Genomic DNA, 21,160 nt, shown 5'->3' on the forward strand with positions numbered 1-21,160 from the left:
CGAACATGGCGGGTCAGCCGCCCCGTCCATGGGGCGGGAGAATGGGCGCCATGTTGCAGCGAGTTGACTACGACGGCCGGCAACACACCGTCTACGCGGCCGGCCGCGCGCTGTCCACGGAGACGGCGCGACTCTGGGCGGACGTCTTCGCCAAGTGGGGCGGCGCACACCGGCCGCTGACCGCCCTGGACCTCGGCTCCGGCACGGGCCGCTTCACCCCGATCCTGGCCGAGACCTTCGGCGGCCCGGTCTACGGCGTCGAACCGTCCGAGCGGATGCGGCAGCAGGCCGAGGCGACCGCGGCGCACCCGGACGTCACGTACCTGGCGGGCCGCGCCGAAGCGATCCCTCTGCCGGACCGCTCCTGCGGGCTGGTGCTGATGTTCCTCTCGTTCCACCACGTCACCGACCGCCCGGCCGCGGTGGCGGAGATCGTACGCGTGCTGGCACCCGGCGGCCGGTTGCTGATCCGCAGCGCCTTCTCCGACCGCATGCCCGATCTGCTGTGGCACCGGTACTTTCCCCGCGCGCGGACGCTCGAGCAGCAGATCTTCCCCGCGGTCGCGGACGTCACGGGCCCGTTCGAGGCGGCCGGCCTGACCGTCCTCGGCCTCGACCGGGTCACCGAGACACCCGCCCCCGACCTCGCCGCCTATGCCGAGCGGCTGCGGCTGCGGGCCATCTCCACGTTCGAGCACCTGACGGACGAGGAGCTCGAGCGCGGGTTCGCCGCCCTGGACGAGGCGGTCGCGGCCGGCGAGATCGCCGGACCGATCACCATGGACAGCGACGTGCTCGTCCTCGAAGCGCCGCCGGCGTGACCGGTCGTGCCGTTCACCCATCCGGGCAAGATCCGCGAAAGCCCCGCTGAACTGCGGGTTCGGGCGCTTCACTAGGAGGAACACGACTCCGAAGGTGCATCATGTTCCGATCACGTGCCGTCGCGCTGGCGGCTCTCGTTGTGCTCTCGTCCGCGCTGCCCGGGCTCCGTCCGGCCGCCGCCGCGGAGATCCCGTTCGACGGCAGCATCGTCGTCACCGGGACGGGCGAGGTCTCCGGCCGGCCCGACACGCTCACCGCCGACCTCGCGGCCGAGACCAACGAGTCCACAGTGGACAAGGCGATGAGCCTGGCGACCGCGGCGGCCACCCGGATGCGCGACGCGCTCCTGCACGCCGGGCTGGCCGAGGCCGACCTGCAGACCTCGAACGTCAGCGTCGCCGCGCAACGCGACGACCACGGCACGGTCACCGGCTACACGGTCACGCAGGGCGTCTCCGCGACCATCCGGGACCTGCCGAAGGCCGGGGCGATCCTGTCGGCGGCCGTCGCGGCCGGCGGCGAAGCGGCCCGGCTCAACGGCGTCTGGTACGCGATCGAGGACGACACCGCCCTGCTCGCCGAGGCGCGCGGGAAGGCCTTCGCCGACGCCCGGGCCAAGGCCGAGCTGTACGCCCGCGCGGCAGGCGGACAGCTCGGCCCGCTCGTCTCGGTGCGCGAGGTGCCGGTCGGCGACCTGGTCCCGGTCCCCGCGGGCGGCCCGGACTACCGGTCGGGGATGGACGCGCCGATCCCGATCGAGCCGGGCCGGCAGCGGCTGACCGTCACCGTCACCGTGGAGTGGACCCTGCAGCCGCTGCCGACGGCGGTCAGCCTCCGTGGTTCGGCTGGAACTTCGGGATGACCGTCTTGAGGCGGGCACCCGGCGCCGTGGTGCCGGCGATCGAGTCGAACAGGGTGCGGCCCAGCACCGAGTGCGCCTCGACCGCCGGGTGGGTGGCGCCGTAGTTGTCGAGGTCGGCCAGGCCCTCGGCGAAGAAGCCGTAGACGAGCGCCGGTGCGCCGTCGGCGCCGAACATGATGCCGGCCTCGTGCCGGGCCGCGCCCAGGGTGTTGAAGTCGGCGCCGTACTTCGTGGCGATCCGGCTGCGCTCCTCCGAGGACATGTTGCGCCGGATGCCGTCGTGGTAGCCGTTGATCCAGCGCAGGATGCCCAGCAGGAACGTGCACGAGCTCGGCGACAGCAGCGTGCCGCCGGCCAGGCGGGTCAGCAGGTTCGTGATCTCGTGCGGGGTCGTGGTGCCGAGGAAGAAGCGGTTCGGGTTGGCGACCGGCTCGACGCGGGTGTGCACGAACCCCTTGGCCGCGAGGATGTCGTTGATCTCCAGCGCGGGGACGACGCGGCCGCACATGCGCACCGCGGTGTTGTCCGAGACGAGCAGCATCGCGGTGAGGAAGTTGGCGACCGTGATGTCGTCGCCCCAGACGGTGTGCAGGAAGTAGATGCCGCTGCCGCCCAGGATGATGTCGGCCTGCAGGTCGAGCTTCTGCCCGAGCTGGAGCTGGCCGCGGTCGATCTTGTCCATGACGGCGGTGGCGACGGCGAGCTTCTGGACGCTGTACCCGTTGACCACGTGGTCGGCGTCGTCCTCGACGACGTTCTCGAACGTGCCGCCCGCGCCGACGCGGGTGACGTGGGAGTACCAGGTGCCGCCGGCCTTGGCCTTCTGCCGGGCGTACACCCGGCGGATCTTCTCGTTCGGCGGCAGCTTCGCCAGGTCGTCCGGCCCGGCCGCGGCGGCTGCGGTTCCGCCGGCGACCAGCGCGGCGGCGGCCCCGGTCCCGGCCGCGAGTGCGGCGCGACGACTCATACCCATGGTGTGTCCTCCCCGTGCAGCGGGGCAAGCCCGGCGAATCCGGGCAAGCCATGCAGGGGAGGCTAGGCGGTGCGCAACTCGCATTCAAGTTGACAAATCCGACAGTGGATCGATGCAACCTTCAGGACTTCGTCGGTACCCAGAACCGGAACTTGTCCGCGCGCCGGTCCTCCAGCACGCCGCCGTTCGCCTCGATCACCCGGCGCGAGGCGTCATTGGTGACATCACACGTCAGGAGGGCCGACTCGATCCCGAGCCCGCGCGCCAGCGGCAGGGCGGCCCGCAGCATGGCGGTGGCGTAGCCGCGCCGCCGGGCCGACGGCCGCACGTCGTAGCCGATGTGCCCGCCCTCCTCCAGCAGGTACGGGGTGAGCCGGTGGCGGATCGCGAGCCGCCCGAGGTACTCCGCGCCCTCGACGAACCACAGCGTCGTCGACGGCACGAGCCCCTCCTTGCGGGGCGAGTCCTCCACGGCCTGCGCGCGCAGATCGCTGACGTACGCCGCGAACCCGGCCGCCGTCCCCCAACTTCCGCCGTAGTCCTGCATCTCCCAGGCGATCATGCTGCCGTCGTCCTGCCCGCCACGCCCCTCGGCGCGAAACTCGGCCATGGCGGCCAGGAACGACTGATGGACATCGGCGGTGGGCAGAACCAGCTCCGGCACCGACCCACCATACGGCTCGTCAGTTCAGGACCTTCAGCAATTCCTGGGCGAGCGGGCCGGCCGAGGCCGGGTTCTGGCCGGTGTAGAGGTTGCGGTCCACCACCGTGTAGGGCTTCCACACCTCGCCGCGGCTGAACTCGACGCCGAGCTCCTTCAGGGCGTCCTCGAGCAGCCAGCGGGCCTTGCGGGCCAGGCCGACGGCGTCCTCCTCATCGTTGGTGTAGGCCGTCACGCGGTACCCCTTGAAGGGCGAGATCCCATGGTCGCGGGTGGCGAGCATCGCGGCCGGCGCGTGGCACACGATCGCGAGCGGCTTGCCCGAGGCCAGGGCGGCGGTGAGCAGGCGGCCGGAGTCGGGGTCCTCCCACAGGTCCTGCATCGGGCCGTGGCCGCCCGGGTAGTACACGGCGTCGTAGTCCTCCAGGCGGGCCTCGGCGAGCTGGATCGGGCGGCGCAGCTCCTCGGCGGCGCGGATCACACCCTCCTGGCGCAGGGCGATCTCCTCGCTGCCCGCCATGGCGGGGCGCAGGCTCATGGAGTCGACGTGCGGGACGACGCCGCCCGGGGTGGCGACGGTGATCTCGTGGCCGGCCTCGGACAGCGCGGAGTACGGCGCGGCGAACTCCTCCGCCCAGTAGCCGGTCGGGTGGCGGGTGCCGTCCTTGAGCGTCCAGTAACTGGCTCCGGTCAGCACGAACAGGATCTTGGCCATGCCGCAAGGGTCCGCCCCGGGACCGCACCGGCGCATGGTCCTTCGCGGGTGACAGCCGGTACAGTCACCCGCGCCTATGTCGAGATGGGGGACGGAATGCAGAAGAAGGTGCTGGCGGTCCTGTTCGCGTTGGCGTTCCTGGCCGTGGGCGCGCCGGTCACGGTGCCCGGGGCGACGCCGGGGCACCCGGGCACGGTGGTGAAGACGGACAAGGAGTACCACGACGCCGGCGAGACCCGCCCGGAGTAGCACCGGCGTGCGGAGTCGTCCGCCCGGCCCTACCGTGGGATCATGCGCAACGGCCTGGCGGACGACTTCCTGCTGCTCGCCCTGGACGACAAGGGCAACAACCTGGCCGGCGACCCCGGCCTCGACTACGGCCTGGCGGGCGCCGTGCTGCTCGACCTGATGCTCGCCGGCCGCCTCGACCTGGCCGAGCAGCGGGTCACGGTGACCGACCCGGCTCCGACCGGCGACCCGGTGACCGACGGGGCGCTGACCCGCATCGCCGGGGCCGGCAAGCCGCGCAAGCCCGACGACTGGATCCAGCCGCTCACCGACGGCCTGCGCGCCGAGCTGCTCGACCGCCAGGTGGCCGCCGGCGTGCTGCGCCGCGACCAGGATCGGGTGCTGTGGGTGTTCCCGCGCACCCGGTACGCGTCGGCGACCGGGGCCGAACCCGCCGCCGAGACCGAGGTGCGGCGCGAGCTGGCCGCGGCCCTGGACGGCGCCGGCCCGGTGTCCGCCCGCACCGCCGCGCTGCTCGGGCTGCTGCAGGCGGTCGGGCTGGCCCGCAAGGTGTTCCCGGACCGCCCGGCCAAGGAGCTCAAGGCCCGCCTGGACGAGATCGCGGCCGGCAACTGGGCGGCCGAGGCGGTCCGCCAGGCGATCGCCCGCATCCAGGCGCTGATCGCCACCATGGCCGCCGTGACCGCGGCCACCACCGCCGCGACGACCGTGACGAGCACCTGAGCCGGCTCGCGGTCGTCACCGGGGCGGGCCGCGGGCTCGGCGCCGCCCTGGTCGACGCGCTCACCGAAGCGGGCTGGGACGTCGTGCCGTGCGTGCGCACCGGGCCCGGGGTGATCCAGGACGTGCGCGACCCGGTCGGGCCCGAGCTGCTCGCGGCCGTCGCCGGGCGGCCGGTCGACGCGCTGGTCAACAACGCCGGGGTCGGTGCGCCCGGGCGGCCCCTGGCCGAGGTCGACCCCGACTCCGTGCTGCACGCCGTCGACGTGAACGTGGCCGGGCCGCTGCGGCTCGCGCAGGCGCTGCTGCCGAACCTCCTCGCCGCCCCGGCGCCACTGATCGTCAACGTGTCGTCGCGGCTCGGGTCGCTCGGCGCCCAGGCGGCGGGGGAGTTCCGGGGGCGGACGACCAGTTACGCCTACCGGATCGCCAAGGCCGCCCAGAACATGCTCACCATCGCGCTGGCGCAGGAACTGGCGGGGCGGGTGCGCTGCTGGGCCGTACACCCGGGAAGTCTGACGACGGCGATGGGCGCGGCCGGCGCGAGCACCCCGCCCGGAGCCGCCGCGGCCCGGCTCGTGCGGCTCCTGGACAGCCCGGATCGGACCTCGCCGCGGTTCGTCTCGCTGGACGGCCCCGACCTGCCCTGGTGACGCGGCTCAGCTCGGGGCGACCAGGTCCAGGTGACCGGCGACGAACGTCTGGACCTGCTCGGTGCGGATCGCCTCCAGCAGGTCCAGCGTCGTCTGGTCGAGCAGCTCGGCGTTGGCCACGTCCGGATCGTTGTGGAACGTCCCGTTGTTGGTCTTGATCGTGAGCAGGTCGTCGCCGCTGATGCCCTTCATGGCGTACACCCAGTCGGCCAGGTCGAGGCCGCCGCTGTCGATGGTCATCGCCTTGCCGACGACCTGCAGGACCGAGTTGAGCTTGCCGGGGTCGGTGAGCACGTCGCGGCTGAGCATCTTCTTGAACAGCGCCTTGAGGAACTGCTGCTGGTGGCGCTGCCGGTCGTAGTCGCTGTTGGGCAGCAGCTCGCGCTGGCGGACGAAGTCGAGCGCCTGCCACGGCTCGAGGTGCTGATAGCCGACGTGGTAGACCTCGGGGGTCACGCCCGGCACCGGTGAGAGCCCCTGTCCTCCGTCGCTTCGGGTGTACTGCCGGAACGGCACCGCATAGTCGCCCTTGGCATCGTGGCCGATGTGGATCGACGTGGTCTCCTCGTCGACGTACATGTCCACCCCGCCCAGGACCTCGACGACCTGCTGGAAGCCGGTGAAGTCGACGATCGCGGCGCCGTCGAAGGTGATGCCCCACAGCGTCTTGATGGTCAGCGCGAGCAGCTCGACCGCGTGGGCGCGCTGGTTGGCCCCGGTGAGCCCGTTGCCGCCCCAGGCGTAGGCGCCGTTGATCTTGTCGTGCCCGCCCTCGTAGACCTTGGCCCCGTTGTCGTACTCCGGGATCTTCACCCACGTGTCCCGCGGGATCGACACCAGGTAGGCCTGATCGTGCGACGCCGGGATGTGCAGGATGATGATCGAGTCGGCCCGGACCAGCTCGTTGGGGTCCTGGTTGGGCCGGGCGTCGATGCCGATGAGCAGGATGTTCTTGGCCCCGGTGATGTCGACGTGGCCCTTCTGCTGAGCCTGCCGCCCGCTGTCGCCGAGGAGGTTCTGCTGGGCGACGCTGCGGGTGGCGTACGAGAACAGCACCTGCTTGCTGATCAACGCGACGGCGGCGAGGAGGGTGAGCGCGACGCCGCCGGCGATGAGCAGGCGCGCCCACCGCGGATCGCGTCCGGGCAGGCTCTTGCTCACGGGCGAACTCCTCGTTCACGGCAGGCTGAATCCCTACTCTAACGAGATCATCAACACGCCGGGGCCCCCATCGACTCTGGTTTGGTTTTCGCGGCAGTGGGGCATCCACGTTGACGAGAACAACCCCGGAACATGGAGGCGTGACATGACCGTCGGCGGCATCATCTCCGCACTGGTCGTCGGCTTGATCATCGGCGCGCTGGGGCGCCTGGTCGTGCCCGGCAAGCAGAACATCCCGATCTGGCTCACCATCGTCATCGGCATCATCGCCGCCCTGATCGGCACCGCCATCGCGCGGGGCGCCGGCTGGGCGGACACGAACGGCGTGGACTGGCTGGAGATCGTCATCCAGGTCGTCCTCGCGGCGCTGGGCGTGTGGGCGGTGGCCGGCTTCTATGGCCGGCGCGGCGTCCGCTGACTCGTCGCTTTGCGGTGACAGTCCGGTGCGGCGGCGGAGCTTCGGCTCCGCCGCCGCACCGTCTTCGTGTGTGTGGCTAGCCGAAGACCGCGACGCGCTTCTGCACGATCCCGCCGACCGTCGTGAACTCCCCGCCGGCCGTGACGGTGCCGGTGAGCGCGCTGGCGGCGAGCGCCCGCACCCCGACGATGCCGTTGGCCTGCGGTGCCCAGGTCGTGAGCTTCCCGCCCGAGCTGACGGCCGCGAGCTTGACCCGCTTGGCCGCCCCGTCCCGGCAGATCCCGTGCGCCCCGTTGCGCGCCGTGGTGCAGGCCGCGTCGAAATGGCCGCCGAGATAGGTGATGCCGTCCAGCACGGTCACCGCCTGGACGTCCCCGTCGAAGACCCGCTGCCAGCGGTTTCCTCCATTGGTACCGTACGCGGCGGCCCGACCGCCCTGCCCGCCCATCGCCACCGCGATCAACGCGCCGCCGGCCTCCGCTCCGGGCACGGTGGGGGAGGGCGCGGCCGCCGGGGCGTCGGCCGCGGCGACGGCGAGCACCTCGGCCGGCGGGTTGGGCCGGAACCCGCGATCCAGCGCGCCGGTGGCCGGATCGAGCGCGGCCAGGCGCAGGATGCCGGTCCCGTTGATCCGGTGGAAGCCGCCGCCGGCGTACACCCGGGTCGCCGTCACCGCGATCCCGGCCACGGCGTCGTCGGCGCCGGCCGCCCACCCGGTGTCGAGCCGCCCGTCGGTGAGCGTGAACGCGGCCAGGTTGTTGCGGGTGACCCCGTCGACGCCGGAGAAGTGCCCCCCGACGTACAGCCGGCCGTGCCCGGTCGCGATCGTTGCCGGCTGGCCGGAGATCTTGTGCTGGAACGCGGTCACGGCCCCGCTCTCGGCGTCGACCGCCGCGAGGCGCGGCCGGGCCGCGCCGCCGACGGTGCCGAAGTCGCCCGCGGCGAAGACGGTGCGGTCGGCCACGGCGAGCGCCCGCACGGTCGCGTTGGCGCTCGGCGCCCAGGGGAGCAGCTTGCCGGTCCGCGCGTCGAAGGCGGCGAGCCGCTGGCGGGGCACCCGGTGCCCGTCGACGACCGCGGCGGTGAAGGCGCCGCCGACGAAGACCGTGCTGTCGCGGTAGGCCACCGCGTAGACCGGCCCGTCGAACGAGGGCGCCGGCAGCGGATCGGACGAGACGGACGCCACCGCGGGGACGGCGGCGAGGACGGCGAGCGCGCCCGCGAGCACGGGCAGGCGACGCCAGCGAGGGGCGATGTTCCGGACTAATCGGGCCAAGGGCATGACGGCGACCGTATAGGTCGCAACCGGTTCAAGACACCCGGACCGCATCGACCGGCGTACGCCCGGCGCAAGTTCGACCAATCGGGGTAGCCCGATGGCATGGCCACCCCGCCGATGGCGCAACGCGCCCGCCCGGCCGTCGTTGTATCCCCCGCGAGGCGACTGCGCCGATCGGCCGCCTCACCCAGGCCGGTTGGCCGGATGGCTCGGATCGGTCAATATGGCGGCGTGGGGATGACAGCGTCCGGTCGCCGCGTCGCCGTCGGCTGCGGGCTGGCCGCCGTCGCGCTCCTCGCCGCCGCCTACGCGGCCACCGCCGCCACGATGATCGTCGCGGTCGCCGCCCTGGCCCTGGCCGGCGTCCTCACCCAGCTGTCCGGCACCGCCCCGCGCCGCGACCGGATGCTCCTGCCGCTGGCGGCGAGCGTGGCCCTGTCCTCGCTCGCGGCCCTGTACGTGGTGTGGGCCGCCGTCACCCCCGAGGGCCCGATCCCGTGCGTCGGCCCGTCCAGCGCCGCCCGCCTCGGCCTGGCCACCGCCTGCGCCGCGCAGCTCGTGGCAGCGGGGGTCGTCCTGCGCGCCGCGAACCGCGACCGCGGCGGCGCGTCGTGGCGGGCCTACCTGCGGCTCAACCCGCGCATCGCGGCGTCCCTGGCCGTCGCCCTCCATCTGGCCGCGCCGGCGGCGACCTTCGCCGTGCTGGCCGGGGCGACCGCCTGCCACCTGAGCCACACGCGGCTGCTGGACACCGTCGCCGCCGGTACCGTCGCCGCCGCCATCGCCGCCGTGGACCTCCTCCTGGCGGCCAGGCTGGTCGGCCTGGCCACCCTGGCCCCGGCCCGCCCGGTCGACACCGACGGCATCGAGCTGGCCCTGCTGGCGGCGGACATCCGCTCGGTCGCCCAGCTCACCGTCGTGCACCTCGCCCACGACGAGCTCATGGTCACCGCCCGGGTCGGCCTCCCCGCCGGCGCCGACGTGCCCGCCACCCTGCACCGCGCCCGCGCCCACATCCAGGACTTCGTGCCGACCGCCCGGCACATCTACCTGCGGCCCGAGTCACCCCACTGACACCGCGAGGCCCGTCACGCAAGCCCCGCGCGGATGGCCGCGGCCGTCTCATCCAGCTCCGCACGCGGCCGGACCCGCCAGTCGGCGTCGATCGTGAAGCCGTCGCCGGGAAAGCGCGGAAAGACATGCAGATGGACGTGGAAGACCTCCTGGAACGCCGCCTCCCCGTCGGCGAGGAACAGGTTGATCCCCTCGCAGCGCAACGACGACCTGCGCAGGGCACCGGCGAGGCGCTGGGCCACCGTCCACAGCTGCGCGCCGAGGTCCGGTGCGAGGTCCGACAGGCCGGCCGCGTGGCTGCGAGGTACCACGAGGAGGTGGCCGGGGGTCACGGGCTGGAGGTCCAGAAAGGCGACGATCGCGTCGTCGGCGTACACGGTGCTGGACTCCACGGTGCCGGCCACGATTCCGCAGAACAGGCAGTCGGTCATGGCGACCAAGCTATCGCCACGCCGGGGGGTCGGCGCGGTGGATCAACGGATCGTCGGCCCGGAACGTGCGCACCGGGCCGGGCGGGGTGCGGGGGCCCTCGAAGCGTACGGTCACCCGGCCCAGCCCGGCGCCCCACACCCAGCCGGCGCCGTGCTCGTCGTGGCGGACGTCCTGGCCGGTGCGCCACTCGAGGTCGGGCGCCGGGGCCTGCTCGGGGACGTCGTCGGCGACGAACGCCGCCGGGGACGTGTCGATGGCGAACAGGCCGTCCTGGGCGAACTCGGTCAGGGCGGACACGCCCACGCCCAGCAGGCGCAGGCCGCTCGTCACGTCGATGTCCGCGAGCAGGCGCCGGGCCGCGTCGAGGATCGTGGCCGGCTCGTCGGTCGGCTGGTCGCGGGTGGCGGAGCGGGTGATGGTGGTGAAGTCGAAGTACCGCGCCTTCACCGTCACGGTACGCCCGGACAGCCCCGCCCCCCGCAGCCGCTTCGCCACCCGGTCGGCGAGCTGGTCGAGCTCCCGGCCGAGGGCGGCGCGGTCGGCCACGTCGGTGCCGAAGGTCTCCTCGGCCGAGACGGACTTCGTGTCGCGTTCCGGGACGACGGGCCGGTCGTCGTCGGCGCGGGCGAGGCGGAACAGCCCGTTGCCGTGCGCCTGGCCGAACCACGCGACGAGGTCGATCAGCTCCCGCGCGGCCAGGTCGCCGATGGTGCGCACCCCGGCCTGGCGCAGCCGTTCGGCGGTGGCCGGGCCGACGCCCCACAGTTTGGTCACCGGCAGCGGGTGCAGCACCGTCAGCTCGTCGCCCGGCCCGACGACCGTCAGGCCGTCCGGCTTGTCGAGGTCGGAGGCGATCTTCGCGACCAGCTTCGACGACCCGACGCCGACGGAGCCGGTCACCCCGCCGGTGGCGGTGGCGATGCGGGCCTTGATGTCGCGGGCGAGCGCGGTCACGGCCGGCCCGGCGCAGTCGTGGCCGCCGGCGGCGAGGTCGACGAACGCCTCGTCGATCGAGACCTGCTCGACCAGGGGTGACACCTCGCGCAGCAGCTCCATCACGACCTGGCTGGTGCGCCGGTACGCCTCGAAGCGCGGCACCAGATACGCCGCTCCCGCCGGCAACCGGCGCCGGGCCTCGGCCATCGGCATGGCTGAGCGCACCCCGAACGCACGGGCCTCGTACGACGCCGTCGACACCACCCCGCGCCCGGCGATCCCGCCCACGACGACGGGCCGGCCGCGCAGCGACGGCTTGTCCCGCTGCTCGATGCTGGCGAAGGCGGCATCGAGGTCGAGGTGCATGATCGTCCGGGGCGAGGTCGGGGTCAAGACAGGTGCAGCGTCCCCGTCGCCGAGACCACGCCCGAGCCCTCCACGACGACCCGGGAGCCGGTGACGGTCACCGTGATCCGGCTCGGCCGCCCCATCGCGTGGCCCTGCTCGATCACGACCGGCGACTCGGCCAGCCCGTCCGACACGAGCAGCGCGGCGAGCGGGCCGGCGGCCGTACCGGTGGCGGGGTCCTCGGGAATGCCCATCGCCGGGTTGAAGAACCGCGCATAGGCGCCGCCCTCCAGCGTGTACACGTAGCAGCCCTCGCCGCCGCAGCCCCGCAGCACGGCCACGAGCCGGTCGGCGTGCACGGCGACGCGGTCGACGTCGGCGCGCGACCCGACCGGCACGAGCAGGTGCCCGGCGCCGGTGGACACCACCCGTGCGTCGCGGCCGGCCACGAGCGACGACTCGTCCAGCCCGAGGGCGGCCGCGAGTTCGGCCCGGTCCTCGGCCGCCGCGCCGAAGAACGGCGGGGACTGCTCCATGGCGATGGAGATGCGGCCGTCGGCGGCGCGGGTGGCGTACACCGGCAGGACGTCGGCGCCGATCTCCTGGTGGAACGTGTCGGAGTCGCCCGACAGCAGCGTGTCGGCCAGCCACAGCCAGGCCCCGAGCGCGTTGTGGCCGGCGCCGAAGACCTCCTCGCCCGTCGGGGTGAACGAGCGGAGTCGCCGGGTGGCCCCCGGGCGGGTCGGCGTCACGACGAACGTGGTCTCCGACTGGTTGAACTCGCGCGCGATCGCGCGCAGCTGCGCGTCGCTGAGCCCGTCCGCGTCGGGCACGAGGGTGAGCGGCGCGCCGGTGAGCGGGGCGGACGCGAACACGTCGACGTACGCGAAGGCGGTCACTGCAGCCCGGTACGCACGGAGGTGATCCGCTGGGTGTTGAAGCCGAGCCAGTGCATGCGCCCGACGTACCGCGCGTGCTCGATCTTCAGGCAGCGGTCCACGACGACGTCGAGGCCGGCGTCCTCGGCGATCTTCGCGCCCTCCTCGTTGATGACGCCGAACTGGCACCAGAGGGCCTTCGCGCCGGCCGCGACCGCCTCCCGGGCGATGCCGGGCAGCGCGGCCGGGGCGCGGAAGACGTTCACCACGTCGATCGGCACCGGCACGTCGGCCAGGGACGGGTACGACGTCTCGCCGAGGATCTGCCGCTCGCGCGGATTGACCGGGATCACCGTGTACCCGTGCCGCTTCAGGTAGTAGCCGACGAAGTACGACGCGCGCAGTTCGTTCGCGGACAGTCCGACGATCGCGATGGTGCGCGTTGTATGCAGTACACGCTGAATGGTCTCGGTGTTCTGGTAGTGCAAGAGGTCCATCAGGCCGCCTTGGAGACGTTGGTGAAGCCCTGCTCGAGGTCCCACAGCAGGTCCTCGACCGACTCGGTGCCCACCGAGAGCCGCACCGTGCCGGGCCCGACCCCGGACGCGGCCAGTTCGGCGTCGCTGAGCTGCCGGTGGGTGGTGCTCGCGGGGTGGATGATCAGGCTCTTGGCGTCGCCGACGTTGGCCAGGTGCGACCAGAGCGAGACGCCGCGGATGAGGTTCTGCCCGCCCTCGCGGCCGCCCGCGCAGTCGAAGGAGAACACCGCGCCGGCCCCGCGCGGAAGGTACTGCTCGACGAGCGCCTTGTACCGGCTGCCCGGCAGGCCGGGGTGGGTGACGTTGGACGCGAGCTCGTGCTCCTCCAGGAACGCGGCGACCGCGAGGGCGTTGCTGACGTGCCGCTCCATGCGCAGCGACAGCGTCTCCAGGCCCTGCAGGAACAGGAAGGCGTTGAACGGCGACATGGCCGCGCCGAGGTCGCGCAGCGTCTCCGCGCGCAGCTTCATCAGGTACCCGTACGTGCCGAACGTCTCGTGGAACTGCAGCCCGTGGTAGGCGGGCGACGGGTCGGCGATCACCGGGAAGCGCCCGTTGGACCAGTCGAAGGTGCCCGCCTCGGTGACGACGCCGCCGATGCTGGTGCCGTGCCCGCCGATGAACTTGGTCGCCGAGTGCACGACGATGTCCGCGCCCCACTCCATCGGGCGGCACAGGTACGGCGTGGCGAACGTGTTGTCCACGATGAGCGGCACGCCGTGCTCGTGCGCGACCGCCGCGACGGCCGCGATGTCGAGCACGTTGCCGGCCGGGTTGCCGATCGTCTCGGCGAAGAACGCCTTGGTGTTCGGCTGGACCGCGGCCCGCCACGCGTCGACGTCGTCCGGGTCGACCCAGGTCAGCTCGACGGTCATCTTGCGCAGGAGGTGCTTGAGCTGGTTGACCGTCCCGCCGTACAGCGCCGAGGAGCTCACCACGTGGTCGCCCGGCTGCAGCAGGGTGAACAGCGCCGCCGCCTGGGCCGCGATGCCGCTGGCGAACGCGACCGCGCCGACCCCGCCCTCCAGGTTGGCGATGCGCTCCTCGAGCACGGCGACCGTCGGGTTCATGATGCGCGAGTACGTGTTGCCGTACTCCTGCAGGTTGAAGTACGCGGCCGCGGACTCCGGGTCCTCGAAGACGTAGCTCGTCGTCTGGAAGATCGGCACCGCCCGCGCGCCGGTGTTGGGGTCGGGCCGCTGCCCGGCGTGCAGCTGCCGGGTCTCGAAGCCGAAGTCCCGGTCCTGCTCGGTGCGGAAACTGTCACTCACTCGCTGTCGCCTTCCTCGCCGAGGAACCGGCGGATGATGGGCGTCTGCCGGGCCTCTTCCAGCAGGAAGCAGTCGTGGCCGTAGGGCGCCTCGATCAGGTGGAACTCTACCGCCTTGCCGAGCTCGGCCAGGGCCGCCTCGATGTCGCGGGACGCGGCCGGGGGATAGAGCCAGTCGGAGCTGAAAGCGATGAGCAAGGTCTTCGCCTGTACCGCCGACAGGGCCTTCGTCAGCGACCCGCCGTGCTGGCGGGCCAGGTCGAAGTACGTGAGCGCGCGGGACAGGTAGAGATAGGTGTTCGCGTCGAACCGGCGCACGAACGAGTTCGCCTGGTGCCGCAGGTAGCTCTCGACCTGGAACTCCGGCTCGGTGATCGTGTACCGCACGTCGTCGGCGAACTGCAGCCGGCGCGCGAAACGGTCCTCCAGCGCGGGCCCGGACAGGTAGGTGATGTGCCCCACCATCCGCGCGACGCCCATCCCGGCCTCGGGCGCGCGGCCGGTCCCGTGGTAGTGACCGCCCTGCCACGCCGGGTCACCCATGATGGACTCGCGGGCGATCGCGTTCCAGGCCACGCCCTGCGGGTGCAGCGCGTGCGTGCTGGCGATCACGACGATCGCGTCGACCTCGTCGGGGTACGAGACGGCCCACTGCAGGGCCTGCATGCCGCCGAGCGAACCGCCGGCCACCGCGGCCAGCCGCTCGATGCCCAGTTCGCGCAGGACCGCGCGCTCGGTGCGGACCATGTCGGCCACCGTGACGACCGGGAAGTCCGAGCCGTAGGGGCGCCCGGTGGCCGGGTCGATCGACGACGGGCCGGTGGTGCCGCGGCAGCCGCCGAGCAGGTTCGTGCACACGACGAAGTACTTGTCGGTGTCGAACGCCTTGCCGGGACCGATCATGCCGTCCCACCATCCGAGAGCCTTCCCGGCGGCGCCGTCGCGGTCCTCGGCCGCGAAACCGTCGCGGGTGCCGGCCGCGGACGGGCTCGCCGACAGGCCGGCCGCGTGCGCGTCGCCGCTCAGGGCGTGGCACACGAGGATGACGTTGTCCCGTGCGGGAGCAAGGTTGCCGTATGTCTCATACGCGACTCGGACCGGGTGCAGCTCGCGGCCGCAGTCAAGCTGGACGGGAGCCGGAAGGTCGATGTACCGCGTCTCGACTGAAGGTGTATTGTCCATCGCCCTAGTGGGTGTTATAGGTAATCGGACCAGGATTATAGGCAGCGCGAAGGAGAGAACACGATATGACTTCCGCCGACAACGGTGTCAACGTTCAGGCACTGCTCGATGCGCGCCAGGCGCTCAAGGACGCCCCTGAGGCCGCGCAGTTCACCTGGCGCGCCTCCTCCCGCTGGGACAACGGCGTGCACAGCACCACCACGATCGAGAAGTTCTTCGGCCTCGGCCAGGAGCAGACCCACAAGGCCGTCTCGACGTTCCCGTCCGACCACCCGGCCGTGTTCGCGGCCGAGGACAACGGCATCACCCCGATCGAGTACCTGCTCGTCGGCCTGGCCGGCTGCCTGACCGCCGGGGTGGCGAGCGTCGCGCAGAACCGCGGCATCCAGCTGCGCTCGGTCGAGGCGCAGGTCGAGGGCCAGCACGACATCCGCGGCATCCTCGGCGCCGACAGCGACGTGCGCAACGGCTACGAGGGCATCAAGGTGACCTTCAACATCGACGCCGACGCCTCCCGCCAGGAGATCGAGGCGCTCGTCGCGCAGTCGCAGAAGCGCTCCGCCGTGTTCGACGCGCTCACCAACCCGACCGACGTCACGGTCGAAGTTGCCTGAGCGGTACTCCGCGGTCGTCATCGGGGCCGGTCACGCCGGCCTCGCGGCGAGTCACTTCCTGCGCGAACGCTCGATCGACCACGTCGTGCTCGAGCGCGGCGAGGTCGCGAACTCCTGGAAGCGTGAGCGCTGGGACTCGCTGCGGCTGCTCACCCCGAACTGGCTGACCCGGCTGCCCGGCCAGCCGTACGACGGGCCGGACCCGGACGGCTACATGACCAGCGACGAGGTGGCCGCGTTCATCTCGCGCTTCGCCGCCTCCGCGCCCGTGCGGACCGGTTCGCCGGTCACGGCGTTGCGTCGTGTTGACGACGGGTTCGCGCTGGACACGCCCGGCCGCGGGATCCATGCGGCCAGCGTCGTGATCGCCAGTGGGGCCTGCAACGTGCCGGTCGTGCCGGCCCTCGCCGCCGGGGTGCCCGACGGGATCGCGCAGATCACGCCGCACCGGTACCGCGGGCCGGCCGAGCTGCCGGAGGGCGGCGTCCTCGTCGTCGGCGCCTCCGCGACCGGCGTGCAACTCGCCGCCGAACTGCACCGCTCGGGCCGCAAGGTGACGCTGTCCGTCGGCGAGCACGTGCGCATGCCCCGGCTGTACCGCGGCAAGGACGTGCTGTGGTGGATGGACGCCGCCGGGGTGTGGGACCAGCGCCACGACCAGATCGACGACCTGGAGCGGGCCCGCAAGCTCTCCTCGCCGCAGCTGATCGGCGACGAGAAGCGGCGCACGCTCGACCTCAACGCGCTCACCGAGATGGGCGTCGAGCTCGTCGGGCGGTGGGCCGGGCTGCGCGACGGCCGGGCGCTGTTCTCCGGCGGCCTGCGCAACCTGTTCGCCCTGGCCGACCTGAAGCTGGTGCGGCTGCTGGAAACCTTCGACGCCTGGGCCGGCGACCGGAGCGACGAGCGGCCCGAACCGACGCGCGTGCCCGCCAAGAGCCGGCTGCAGCTCGACCTGACCAGCGGCGAGATCCGCACGGTGGTCTGGGCGACCGGCTTCCGGCCCGACTACTCCTGGCTGGACGTGCCCGTGCTCGACGCCAAGGGCCGGCTGCGCCACGACGGCGGCGTGGTTGAGGGGGTCTCCGGCCTGTACGCGCTGGGCCTGCCCGTCCTGCGCCGGCGCAAGTCCACGTTCATCCACGGCATCGAGGACGACGCCCGTGAGGTGGTCGAGGATCTCACCAGATCTCTACTAGGCCGATCGGGATAACCGGCATATTGTGCGGGCATGGACCTGTTCGTCTCCGGTGACGTGTTCCTCGACATCGTCTTCACCGGGCTGCGGCGCCTGCCCCGCCCCGGCGAGGAGACCTGGGCGCCCGGCATGGGCTCCTCGCCGGGTGGCATCGCGAACCTCGCCGTGGCCGCCGCCAGGCTCGGGCTCGACACCGGGCTGGGCGCGGCGTTCAGCACCGACCCGTACGGCGAGTTCTGCCGCGGCGTTCTGCGCGAGCAGGGCGTCGACCTCGGCCCGTCGCGTTGCTTCGAGGACTGGCACTCCCCGGTGACCGTCTCGCTGGCGTACCAGCGGGACCGGAGCATGATCACGCACGGCCACCCGGCCCCCGTCGGCCCGGACGGCCTGGTCGGCGAGCTGCCCGCGGCCCGCGCCGCGTCGGTGAGCCTGACCGGCGAGCGGCTGCCGTGGGTGCGCCGGGCCGCCCGGTCCGGCACGCTGCTGTTCGCCGGGGTCGGCTGGGACGACAGCGCCGTGTGGCCGGCGGCCGCCCTGGATGCGCTCGAGGACTGTCACGCGTTCCTGCCCAACGCGGTCGAGGCGATGCACTACACGCGCACCGACAGCCCGCGCGCGGCGCTGCACCGGCTCGCCGACCGGGTGCCGGTCGCGGTGGTGACGTGCGGCTCGGAGGGCGCGCTGGCGATCGACGCGGCGACCGGCGAGATCGTGAGCGCACCGGCGGTACACGTGGAGGCCTTGGATCCGACCGGTGCGGGCGATGTCTTCACGGCGGGCTTCATCGCCGCGACGCTGTGGGGACGGCCGCTGGGGGAGCGGCTGGCCTTCGCGAACCTGGTCGCCGCCCTGTCGGTGCGGCACTTCGGCGGCTCGTTGTCGGCCCCGGGCTGGAGCGAGATCGCGGCCTGGCGCGGGGCGCCCGGCTACGGCTTCCTGGACGAGCTCATCCCGGCGGTGGTCAGCGCTGGGGAGCCGCCGCGGTCCCGGCGGGCCGCCGCCACCATCACCCGCCTGCCGGAAGCCGCATGAGACTGGTCATCCTCGGTGGCGGCGGGTTCCGCGTGCCGCTCATCCACCGCGCCCTTCTCGGCGACCCGCTCATCGACTCGCTCGTGCTGCACGACCTCGACGCCGGGCGGCTGGCGGCCATCGCGCGGGTGCTCGCCGCGCGGCCCGGCGGGCCCCCGGTCACGGCGACGACCGACCTCGACACCGCACTGCGCGGCGCGGACGTGGTGTTCTCGGCGATTCGCGTGCACGGGCTGGCCGGGCGGGTGCTCGACGAGCGCATCGCGATCGGCGAGGGGGTGCTCGGGCAGGAGACCGTCGGGGCCGGCGGGATCTCGTACGGGCTGCGGACCGTGCCCGTCGTGACCGAGCTCGCGCGCCGGATCGCCGAGCTGGCCCCCGGCGCCTGGGTGGTGAACTTCACCAACCCGGCCGGCCTGGTCACCGAGGCGATGTCGGCGCACCTCGGCGGGCGGGTCATCGGCATCTGCGACTCGCCGGCCGGCCTGGTCCGCGGCCTCGCCGACCCCGACTACGCGGGCCTCAACCACCTGGGCTGGCTGCGCGCCGGCGGCGAGGTCGTTGCGAACGAGTACGTGCACTACTACGAGGAACCGTTCGCCGCGCCGGACGGGCCGACCCGCGGTGAGTTCCTGCGGGAGCAGCAGGCCGCGTTCTACCGCCGGCTGGCCGACCCGCACGCCGACCCGCTGGTCACCTGGGACGCCGTGCGCGCCGAGCGGGACGCCACCTACTTCGGGGCGGTGCCCGGCGCACCGGCCGGCGGGTACGAGGACATCGCCCTGGCGTTGATGCGCGCCCTGCTGGGCCAGGGACCCGCGCGGCTGATCCTCGACGTGCGCAACGCCGGCACGCTCGCCCACCTGCCGGACGACGCCGTGGTCGAGGTGCCGTGCGACGTGGACCCGACCGGCGCGCATCCCCGGCCCGTCTCGCCGCTCAGCCTGGAACAGGCCGCGCTGACCGGTGCCGTGAAGCTGAGCGAGCGGGCGGTCCTCGAGGCGGCCGCGACCGGCTCGGCCGAAGCGGCGCTGCGGGCGTTCGCCCAGCACCCGCTCGTTCCGTCGGACGCGGTGGCCGGACGTCTGCTCGCCGCCTACCGCCACGCGTTCCCGGAGCTCGGCTACCTTCACTAGTAATCCTACCGAGTTTATCTGTAATATGCGCCCATGATCGTCGATTCCCCGGCGGCGGTGGCGCTGACCGGCATCGGCCGGACGTGGGGCGAGCATGTGGTGCTGCGCGACATCGACCTGCGCCTCTCGGCCGGGCGGGTGGTCGCCGTGCTCGGCGCGTCCGGCAGCGGCAAGTCCACGCTGCTGCGCCTCGTCGCGGGCCTCGACCGGGCGACCGCGGGCAGCGTCACCGTCGACGGGCGGCCCGTGCGCGGCATCGAGGCCCGCTGCGCCGTGATGTTCCAGGAGCCCCGGCTGCTGCCGTGGCGGACCGTCGCCGGCAACGTCGCCTACGGCCTGCCCCGGGGCACTCCTCGTGGGCGCGGCCGGGCCGAGGTCGCCGGCCTGCTCGACGTGGTCGGGCTGGCCGGGTTCGCGCGGCACCGGCCGCGCGAGGTCTCCGGCGGGATGGCCCAGCGGACCGCCCTGGCCCGGGCCCTCGCCCGGCACCCGGACGTCCTGCTGCTCGACGAGCCGTTCGCCGCCCTGGACGCGCTGACCCGGCTGCGGATGCAGGACCTCGTGGACGGGGTCCAGCGGCGCACCGGGACCGCCGTGCTGCTCGTCACCCACGACGTCGACGAGGCGCTGCGCCTCGCCGACCGGATCGTGCTGCTCGGCACCGAACCCGGCCGGCCCGGTGCCACCGTCGTGCACACCCTCGACGTCCCCGGCGAGCGCCCGCGCGACCGTGGCGCCGCCGCGCTCGCCGGCCTGCGCGCCGACCTGCTCGCCCGCCTGGGCGTACCACCGATCACGGAGGATCCCCGATGAAGCGCCTAGTCCTCGCCCTCGCCGCGGCCACGGCCGTGCTGCTCACCACCGGCTGCGTGGAGGGGGAGAGCAGCACTCCGGCCGCGCCGGCCGCCGCCTCGGGCGGGGACGCGCCCGCCGAGCTGCGCCTCGACTACGCCTACTACAACCCGGCCAGCCTGGTCCTGCGCGAGCAGAAGTTCCTGGAGACCGAGCTGGCGGCCAAGGGCACGAAGGTCACCTGGGTGCTCTCGGCCGGCAGCAACAAGGCCAACGAGTCGCTGCGCGCCGAGGCCATCGACTTCGGCTCCACCGCCGGCGCCGCTGCGCTGCTCGCCCGGGCCAACGCCACCCCGATCAAGGTCGTCTCCATCTACAGCCAGCCGGAGTGGGCCGCGATCGTGGTCGGCAAGAACTCCCCGATCAGCACCGTCGCCCAGCTCAAAGGGAAGAAGGTGGCGGCCACCAAAGGCACCGACCCGTACTTCTTCCTGCTCCAGGCGCTCAAGGAGGCCGGGCTGAGCGGCAAGGACGTCGAGGTGGTCAACCTGCAGCACGCCGACGGCAAGGCCGCCCTGGAGCGCGGCGACGTCGACGCCTGGGCCGGCCTCGACCCGATCATGGCGCAGACCCAGGTCGACAGCGGCTCCAAGCTCATCTACCGCAACAAGGCGTTCAACTCCTACGGCACCCTCAACGCCCGCGAGGCGTTCCTGGCCAAGTACCCGGCCGTCGCCCAGCTCGTCGTCAACGCCTACGAGAAGGCCAAGGCGTGGATCGCGGCCAACCCGGACCAGGCCGTCGACCTGCTCGCCCGCGAGTCCAAGGTCTCCCCGGCGGTGGCCCGGCTCGTGCTCACCGAGCGCACCGCGCTGGACGTCGACCCGGTCCCCGGCGCCGCGCAGCGCACCGTGCTGGAGACGATCCTGCCGGTCCTCGTCGCCGACGGGAACATCAAGACCGCCGACGACGGCCGCACGGCGCTCGACTCGCTCTTCGAGCCCAAGTACGCGCAGGCCCGCACGAAATGAGACGCGCCGGCCTCTGGTCCGTGGGCCTGGTGGTGCCCGTGCTGCTGCTCGCGGCCTGGCAGGCGGCGGCGAGCGGCGGGGTCTTCTCGGCCAGCCAGCTGCCGCCGCCGGCCGACGTGCTCGCCGCGTTCGGGCAGCTGCTGCGCCGCGGCGAGCTCGGCCACCACATCGCGATCAGCCTGCAG

At 73.0% G+C, this 21,160-nt stretch carries 24 protein-coding genes; 13 read left to right on the top strand and 11 right to left on the bottom strand.

What is annotated here, in order from left to right; translation table 11 throughout:
• Positions 1-50 precede the first annotated feature (50 nt).
• Both ACQP00_RS23930 and ACQP00_RS23935 read left to right on the top strand, forming a co-directional pair.
• A complete protein-coding gene (locus tag ACQP00_RS23930) occupies positions 51-821 on the top strand; it encodes a class I SAM-dependent methyltransferase (RefSeq protein ID WP_433222603.1) in 771 nt (256 codons plus the stop codon).
• Positions 822-922: 101 nt separating this feature from the next.
• Positions 923-1,684, top strand: coding sequence for an SIMPL domain-containing protein (locus ACQP00_RS23935; RefSeq protein ID WP_433222605.1), 762 nt, complete (start codon positions 923-925; stop codon positions 1,682-1,684).
• Here the strand turns inward: ACQP00_RS23935 and ACQP00_RS23940 are convergent.
• The 3 genes from ACQP00_RS23940 to ACQP00_RS23950 form a co-directional block, all read right to left on the bottom strand.
• Entirely contained in the window at positions 1,650-2,657 is a 1,008-nt protein-coding gene (locus tag ACQP00_RS23940) for a serine hydrolase (protein WP_433222607.1), read from the bottom strand. The two genes, ACQP00_RS23935 and ACQP00_RS23940, sit on opposite strands and share 35 nt — an antisense overlap.
• Before the next feature lie 121 nt (positions 2,658-2,778).
• Positions 2,779-3,321, bottom strand: coding sequence for a GNAT family N-acetyltransferase (locus ACQP00_RS23945; RefSeq protein ID WP_433222608.1), 543 nt, complete (start codon positions 3,319-3,321; stop codon positions 2,779-2,781).
• Between the two features lie 19 nt (positions 3,322-3,340).
• Positions 3,341-4,033 (bottom strand): type 1 glutamine amidotransferase domain-containing protein, encoded by a 693-nt coding sequence (locus tag ACQP00_RS23950; RefSeq protein WP_433222610.1) that lies wholly within the window; start codon positions 4,031-4,033, stop codon positions 3,341-3,343.
• Between the two features lie 48 nt (positions 4,034-4,081).
• Between ACQP00_RS23950 and ACQP00_RS23955 the strand changes: the two genes are divergently transcribed.
• From ACQP00_RS23955 to ACQP00_RS23965, 3 genes are all read left to right on the top strand, one after another.
• Positions 4,082-4,282, top strand: a complete 201-nt coding sequence (locus ACQP00_RS23955) for a hypothetical protein (RefSeq protein WP_433222612.1) — start codon at positions 4,082-4,084, stop codon at positions 4,280-4,282.
• Between the two features lie 42 nt (positions 4,283-4,324).
• Entirely contained in the window at positions 4,325-5,005 is a 681-nt protein-coding gene (locus ACQP00_RS23960) for a GOLPH3/VPS74 family protein (protein ID WP_433222614.1), read from the top strand.
• A 92-nt stretch (positions 5,006-5,097) separates the two neighbouring features.
• On the top strand, positions 5,098-5,655 hold the full coding sequence (locus ACQP00_RS23965) for an SDR family NAD(P)-dependent oxidoreductase (RefSeq protein WP_433222616.1): 558 nt from the start codon (positions 5,098-5,100) through the stop codon (positions 5,653-5,655).
• Between the two features lie 6 nt (positions 5,656-5,661).
• Here ACQP00_RS23965 and ACQP00_RS23970 read toward each other — a convergent pair whose 3' ends face one another.
• The gene (locus ACQP00_RS23970) at positions 5,662-6,816 is read right to left on the bottom strand and encodes an LCP family protein (RefSeq protein WP_433222618.1); all 1,155 of its coding nucleotides are present in this window, start codon (positions 6,814-6,816) and stop codon (positions 5,662-5,664) included.
• 145 nt (positions 6,817-6,961) lie between these two features.
• Between ACQP00_RS23970 and ACQP00_RS23975 the strand changes: the two genes are divergently transcribed.
• Positions 6,962-7,234: a GlsB/YeaQ/YmgE family stress response membrane protein gene (locus ACQP00_RS23975; RefSeq protein WP_433222620.1), complete on the top strand. Its 273-nt coding sequence runs from the start codon at positions 6,962-6,964 to the stop codon at positions 7,232-7,234.
• Positions 7,235-7,310: 76 nt separating this feature from the next.
• Here the strand turns inward: ACQP00_RS23975 and ACQP00_RS23980 are convergent, their stop codons facing one another.
• Positions 7,311-8,516 carry a hypothetical protein gene (locus tag ACQP00_RS23980; RefSeq protein WP_433222622.1) on the bottom strand — a complete coding sequence of 402 codons (1,206 nt, stop codon included), beginning with the start codon at positions 8,514-8,516 and terminating at the stop codon, positions 7,311-7,313.
• 228 nt (positions 8,517-8,744) lie between these two features.
• Between ACQP00_RS23980 and ACQP00_RS23985 the strand changes: the two genes are divergently transcribed.
• On the top strand, positions 8,745-9,587 hold the full coding sequence (locus tag ACQP00_RS23985; RefSeq protein WP_433222624.1) for a hypothetical protein: 843 nt from the start codon (positions 8,745-8,747) through the stop codon (positions 9,585-9,587).
• A gap of 14 nt (positions 9,588-9,601) precedes the next feature.
• Here ACQP00_RS23985 and ACQP00_RS23990 read toward each other — a convergent pair whose 3' ends face one another.
• The 6 genes from ACQP00_RS23990 to metX are packed head-to-tail and all read right to left on the bottom strand — an operon-like array spanning position 9,602 to position 15,172.
• The gene (locus ACQP00_RS23990; RefSeq protein ID WP_433222626.1) at positions 9,602-10,018 is read right to left on the bottom strand and encodes an HIT family protein; all 417 of its coding nucleotides are present in this window, start codon (positions 10,016-10,018) and stop codon (positions 9,602-9,604) included.
• 10 nt (positions 10,019-10,028) lie between these two features.
• A complete protein-coding gene (locus ACQP00_RS23995; RefSeq protein ID WP_433222628.1) occupies positions 10,029-11,348 on the bottom strand; it encodes a DNA polymerase IV in 1,320 nt (439 codons plus the stop codon).
• Positions 11,345-12,202 (bottom strand): PhzF family phenazine biosynthesis protein, encoded by an 858-nt coding sequence (locus tag ACQP00_RS24000; protein WP_433222630.1) that lies wholly within the window; start codon positions 12,200-12,202, stop codon positions 11,345-11,347. The genes ACQP00_RS23995 and ACQP00_RS24000 overlap by 4 nt, the downstream gene beginning before the upstream one ends.
• Complete coding sequence (locus ACQP00_RS24005; protein WP_433222632.1) at positions 12,199-12,678, bottom strand: CoA-binding protein; 480 nt, start codon at positions 12,676-12,678, stop codon at positions 12,199-12,201. The genes ACQP00_RS24000 and ACQP00_RS24005 overlap by 4 nt, the downstream gene beginning before the upstream one ends.
• Positions 12,678-13,991, bottom strand: a complete 1,314-nt coding sequence (locus tag ACQP00_RS24010; protein WP_433222634.1) for an O-acetylhomoserine aminocarboxypropyltransferase/cysteine synthase family protein — start codon at positions 13,989-13,991, stop codon at positions 12,678-12,680. The genes ACQP00_RS24005 and ACQP00_RS24010 overlap by 1 nt, the downstream gene beginning before the upstream one ends.
• Complete coding sequence (gene metX, locus ACQP00_RS24015; RefSeq protein WP_433222636.1) at positions 13,988-15,172, bottom strand: homoserine O-acetyltransferase MetX; 1,185 nt, start codon at positions 15,170-15,172, stop codon at positions 13,988-13,990. Before metX ends, ACQP00_RS24010 begins: the two co-directional genes overlap by 4 nt.
• Positions 15,173-15,237: 65 nt before the next feature.
• On the opposite strand from metX, the gene ACQP00_RS24020 reads away from it, so the two are divergent.
• Genes ACQP00_RS24020 through ACQP00_RS24045 form a run of 6 tightly spaced genes read left to right on the top strand, consistent with a single transcriptional unit; the run spans position 15,238 to position 20,975 of the window.
• A complete protein-coding gene (locus tag ACQP00_RS24020) occupies positions 15,238-15,786 on the top strand; it encodes an OsmC family protein (RefSeq protein WP_433222638.1) in 549 nt (182 codons plus the stop codon).
• Positions 15,779-16,999: an NAD(P)-binding domain-containing protein gene (locus tag ACQP00_RS24025; protein ID WP_433222640.1), complete on the top strand. Its 1,221-nt coding sequence runs from the start codon at positions 15,779-15,781 to the stop codon at positions 16,997-16,999. The genes ACQP00_RS24020 and ACQP00_RS24025 overlap by 8 nt, the downstream gene beginning before the upstream one ends.
• Before the next feature lie 18 nt (positions 17,000-17,017).
• On the top strand, positions 17,018-18,016 hold the full coding sequence (locus tag ACQP00_RS24030; RefSeq protein WP_433222642.1) for a PfkB family carbohydrate kinase: 999 nt from the start codon (positions 17,018-17,020) through the stop codon (positions 18,014-18,016).
• The gene (locus tag ACQP00_RS24035; RefSeq protein ID WP_433222643.1) at positions 18,013-19,152 is read left to right on the top strand and encodes a 6-phospho-beta-glucosidase; all 1,140 of its coding nucleotides are present in this window, start codon (positions 18,013-18,015) and stop codon (positions 19,150-19,152) included. The genes ACQP00_RS24030 and ACQP00_RS24035 overlap by 4 nt, the downstream gene beginning before the upstream one ends.
• A gap of 33 nt (positions 19,153-19,185) precedes the next feature.
• The gene (locus ACQP00_RS24040) at positions 19,186-19,965 is read left to right on the top strand and encodes an ABC transporter ATP-binding protein (RefSeq protein WP_433222645.1); all 780 of its coding nucleotides are present in this window, start codon (positions 19,186-19,188) and stop codon (positions 19,963-19,965) included.
• Complete coding sequence (locus ACQP00_RS24045; protein ID WP_433222647.1) at positions 19,962-20,975, top strand: aliphatic sulfonate ABC transporter substrate-binding protein; 1,014 nt, start codon at positions 19,962-19,964, stop codon at positions 20,973-20,975. Before ACQP00_RS24040 ends, ACQP00_RS24045 begins: the two co-directional genes overlap by 4 nt.
• The last annotated feature ends 185 nt before the right edge of the window (positions 20,976-21,160 follow it).

Source organism: Dactylosporangium sp. CS-047395, assembly GCF_050942185.1.
GTDB lineage: Bacteria > Actinomycetota > Actinomycetes > Mycobacteriales > Micromonosporaceae > Dactylosporangium.

Excerpts from the sequence above, each read along its gene's own strand:
- ACQP00_RS24045 (WP_433222647.1), top strand. The coding sequence starts at position 19,962 with ATGAAGCGCCTAGTCCTCGCCCTCGCCGCGGCCACGGCCGTGCTGCTC.
- ACQP00_RS23990 (WP_433222626.1), bottom strand. The coding sequence starts at position 10,018 with ATGACCGACTGCCTGTTCTGCGGAATCGTGGCCGGCACCGTGGAGTCC.
- ACQP00_RS24035 (WP_433222643.1), top strand. The coding sequence starts at position 18,013 with ATGAGACTGGTCATCCTCGGTGGCGGCGGGTTCCGCGTGCCGCTCATC.
- ACQP00_RS23980 (WP_433222622.1), bottom strand. The coding sequence starts at position 8,516 with ATGCCCTTGGCCCGATTAGTCCGGAACATCGCCCCTCGCTGGCGTCGC.
- ACQP00_RS23960 (WP_433222614.1), top strand. The coding sequence starts at position 4,325 with ATGCGCAACGGCCTGGCGGACGACTTCCTGCTGCTCGCCCTGGACGAC.
- ACQP00_RS23935 (WP_433222605.1), top strand. The coding sequence starts at position 923 with ATGTTCCGATCACGTGCCGTCGCGCTGGCGGCTCTCGTTGTGCTCTCG.
- ACQP00_RS24020 (WP_433222638.1), top strand. The coding sequence starts at position 15,238 with ATGACTTCCGCCGACAACGGTGTCAACGTTCAGGCACTGCTCGATGCG.
- ACQP00_RS24005 (WP_433222632.1), bottom strand. The coding sequence starts at position 12,678 with ATGGACCTCTTGCACTACCAGAACACCGAGACCATTCAGCGTGTACTG.
- ACQP00_RS24030 (WP_433222642.1), top strand. The coding sequence starts at position 17,018 with ATGGACCTGTTCGTCTCCGGTGACGTGTTCCTCGACATCGTCTTCACC.
- ACQP00_RS24040 (WP_433222645.1), top strand. The coding sequence starts at position 19,186 with ATGATCGTCGATTCCCCGGCGGCGGTGGCGCTGACCGGCATCGGCCGG.
- ACQP00_RS23975 (WP_433222620.1), top strand. The coding sequence starts at position 6,962 with ATGACCGTCGGCGGCATCATCTCCGCACTGGTCGTCGGCTTGATCATC.
- ACQP00_RS23950 (WP_433222610.1), bottom strand. The coding sequence starts at position 4,033 with ATGGCCAAGATCCTGTTCGTGCTGACCGGAGCCAGTTACTGGACGCTC.
- ACQP00_RS23940 (WP_433222607.1), bottom strand. The coding sequence starts at position 2,657 with ATGGGTATGAGTCGTCGCGCCGCACTCGCGGCCGGGACCGGGGCCGCC.
- metX (WP_433222636.1), bottom strand. The coding sequence starts at position 15,172 with ATGGACAATACACCTTCAGTCGAGACGCGGTACATCGACCTTCCGGCT.
- ACQP00_RS23930 (WP_433222603.1), top strand. The coding sequence starts at position 51 with ATGTTGCAGCGAGTTGACTACGACGGCCGGCAACACACCGTCTACGCG.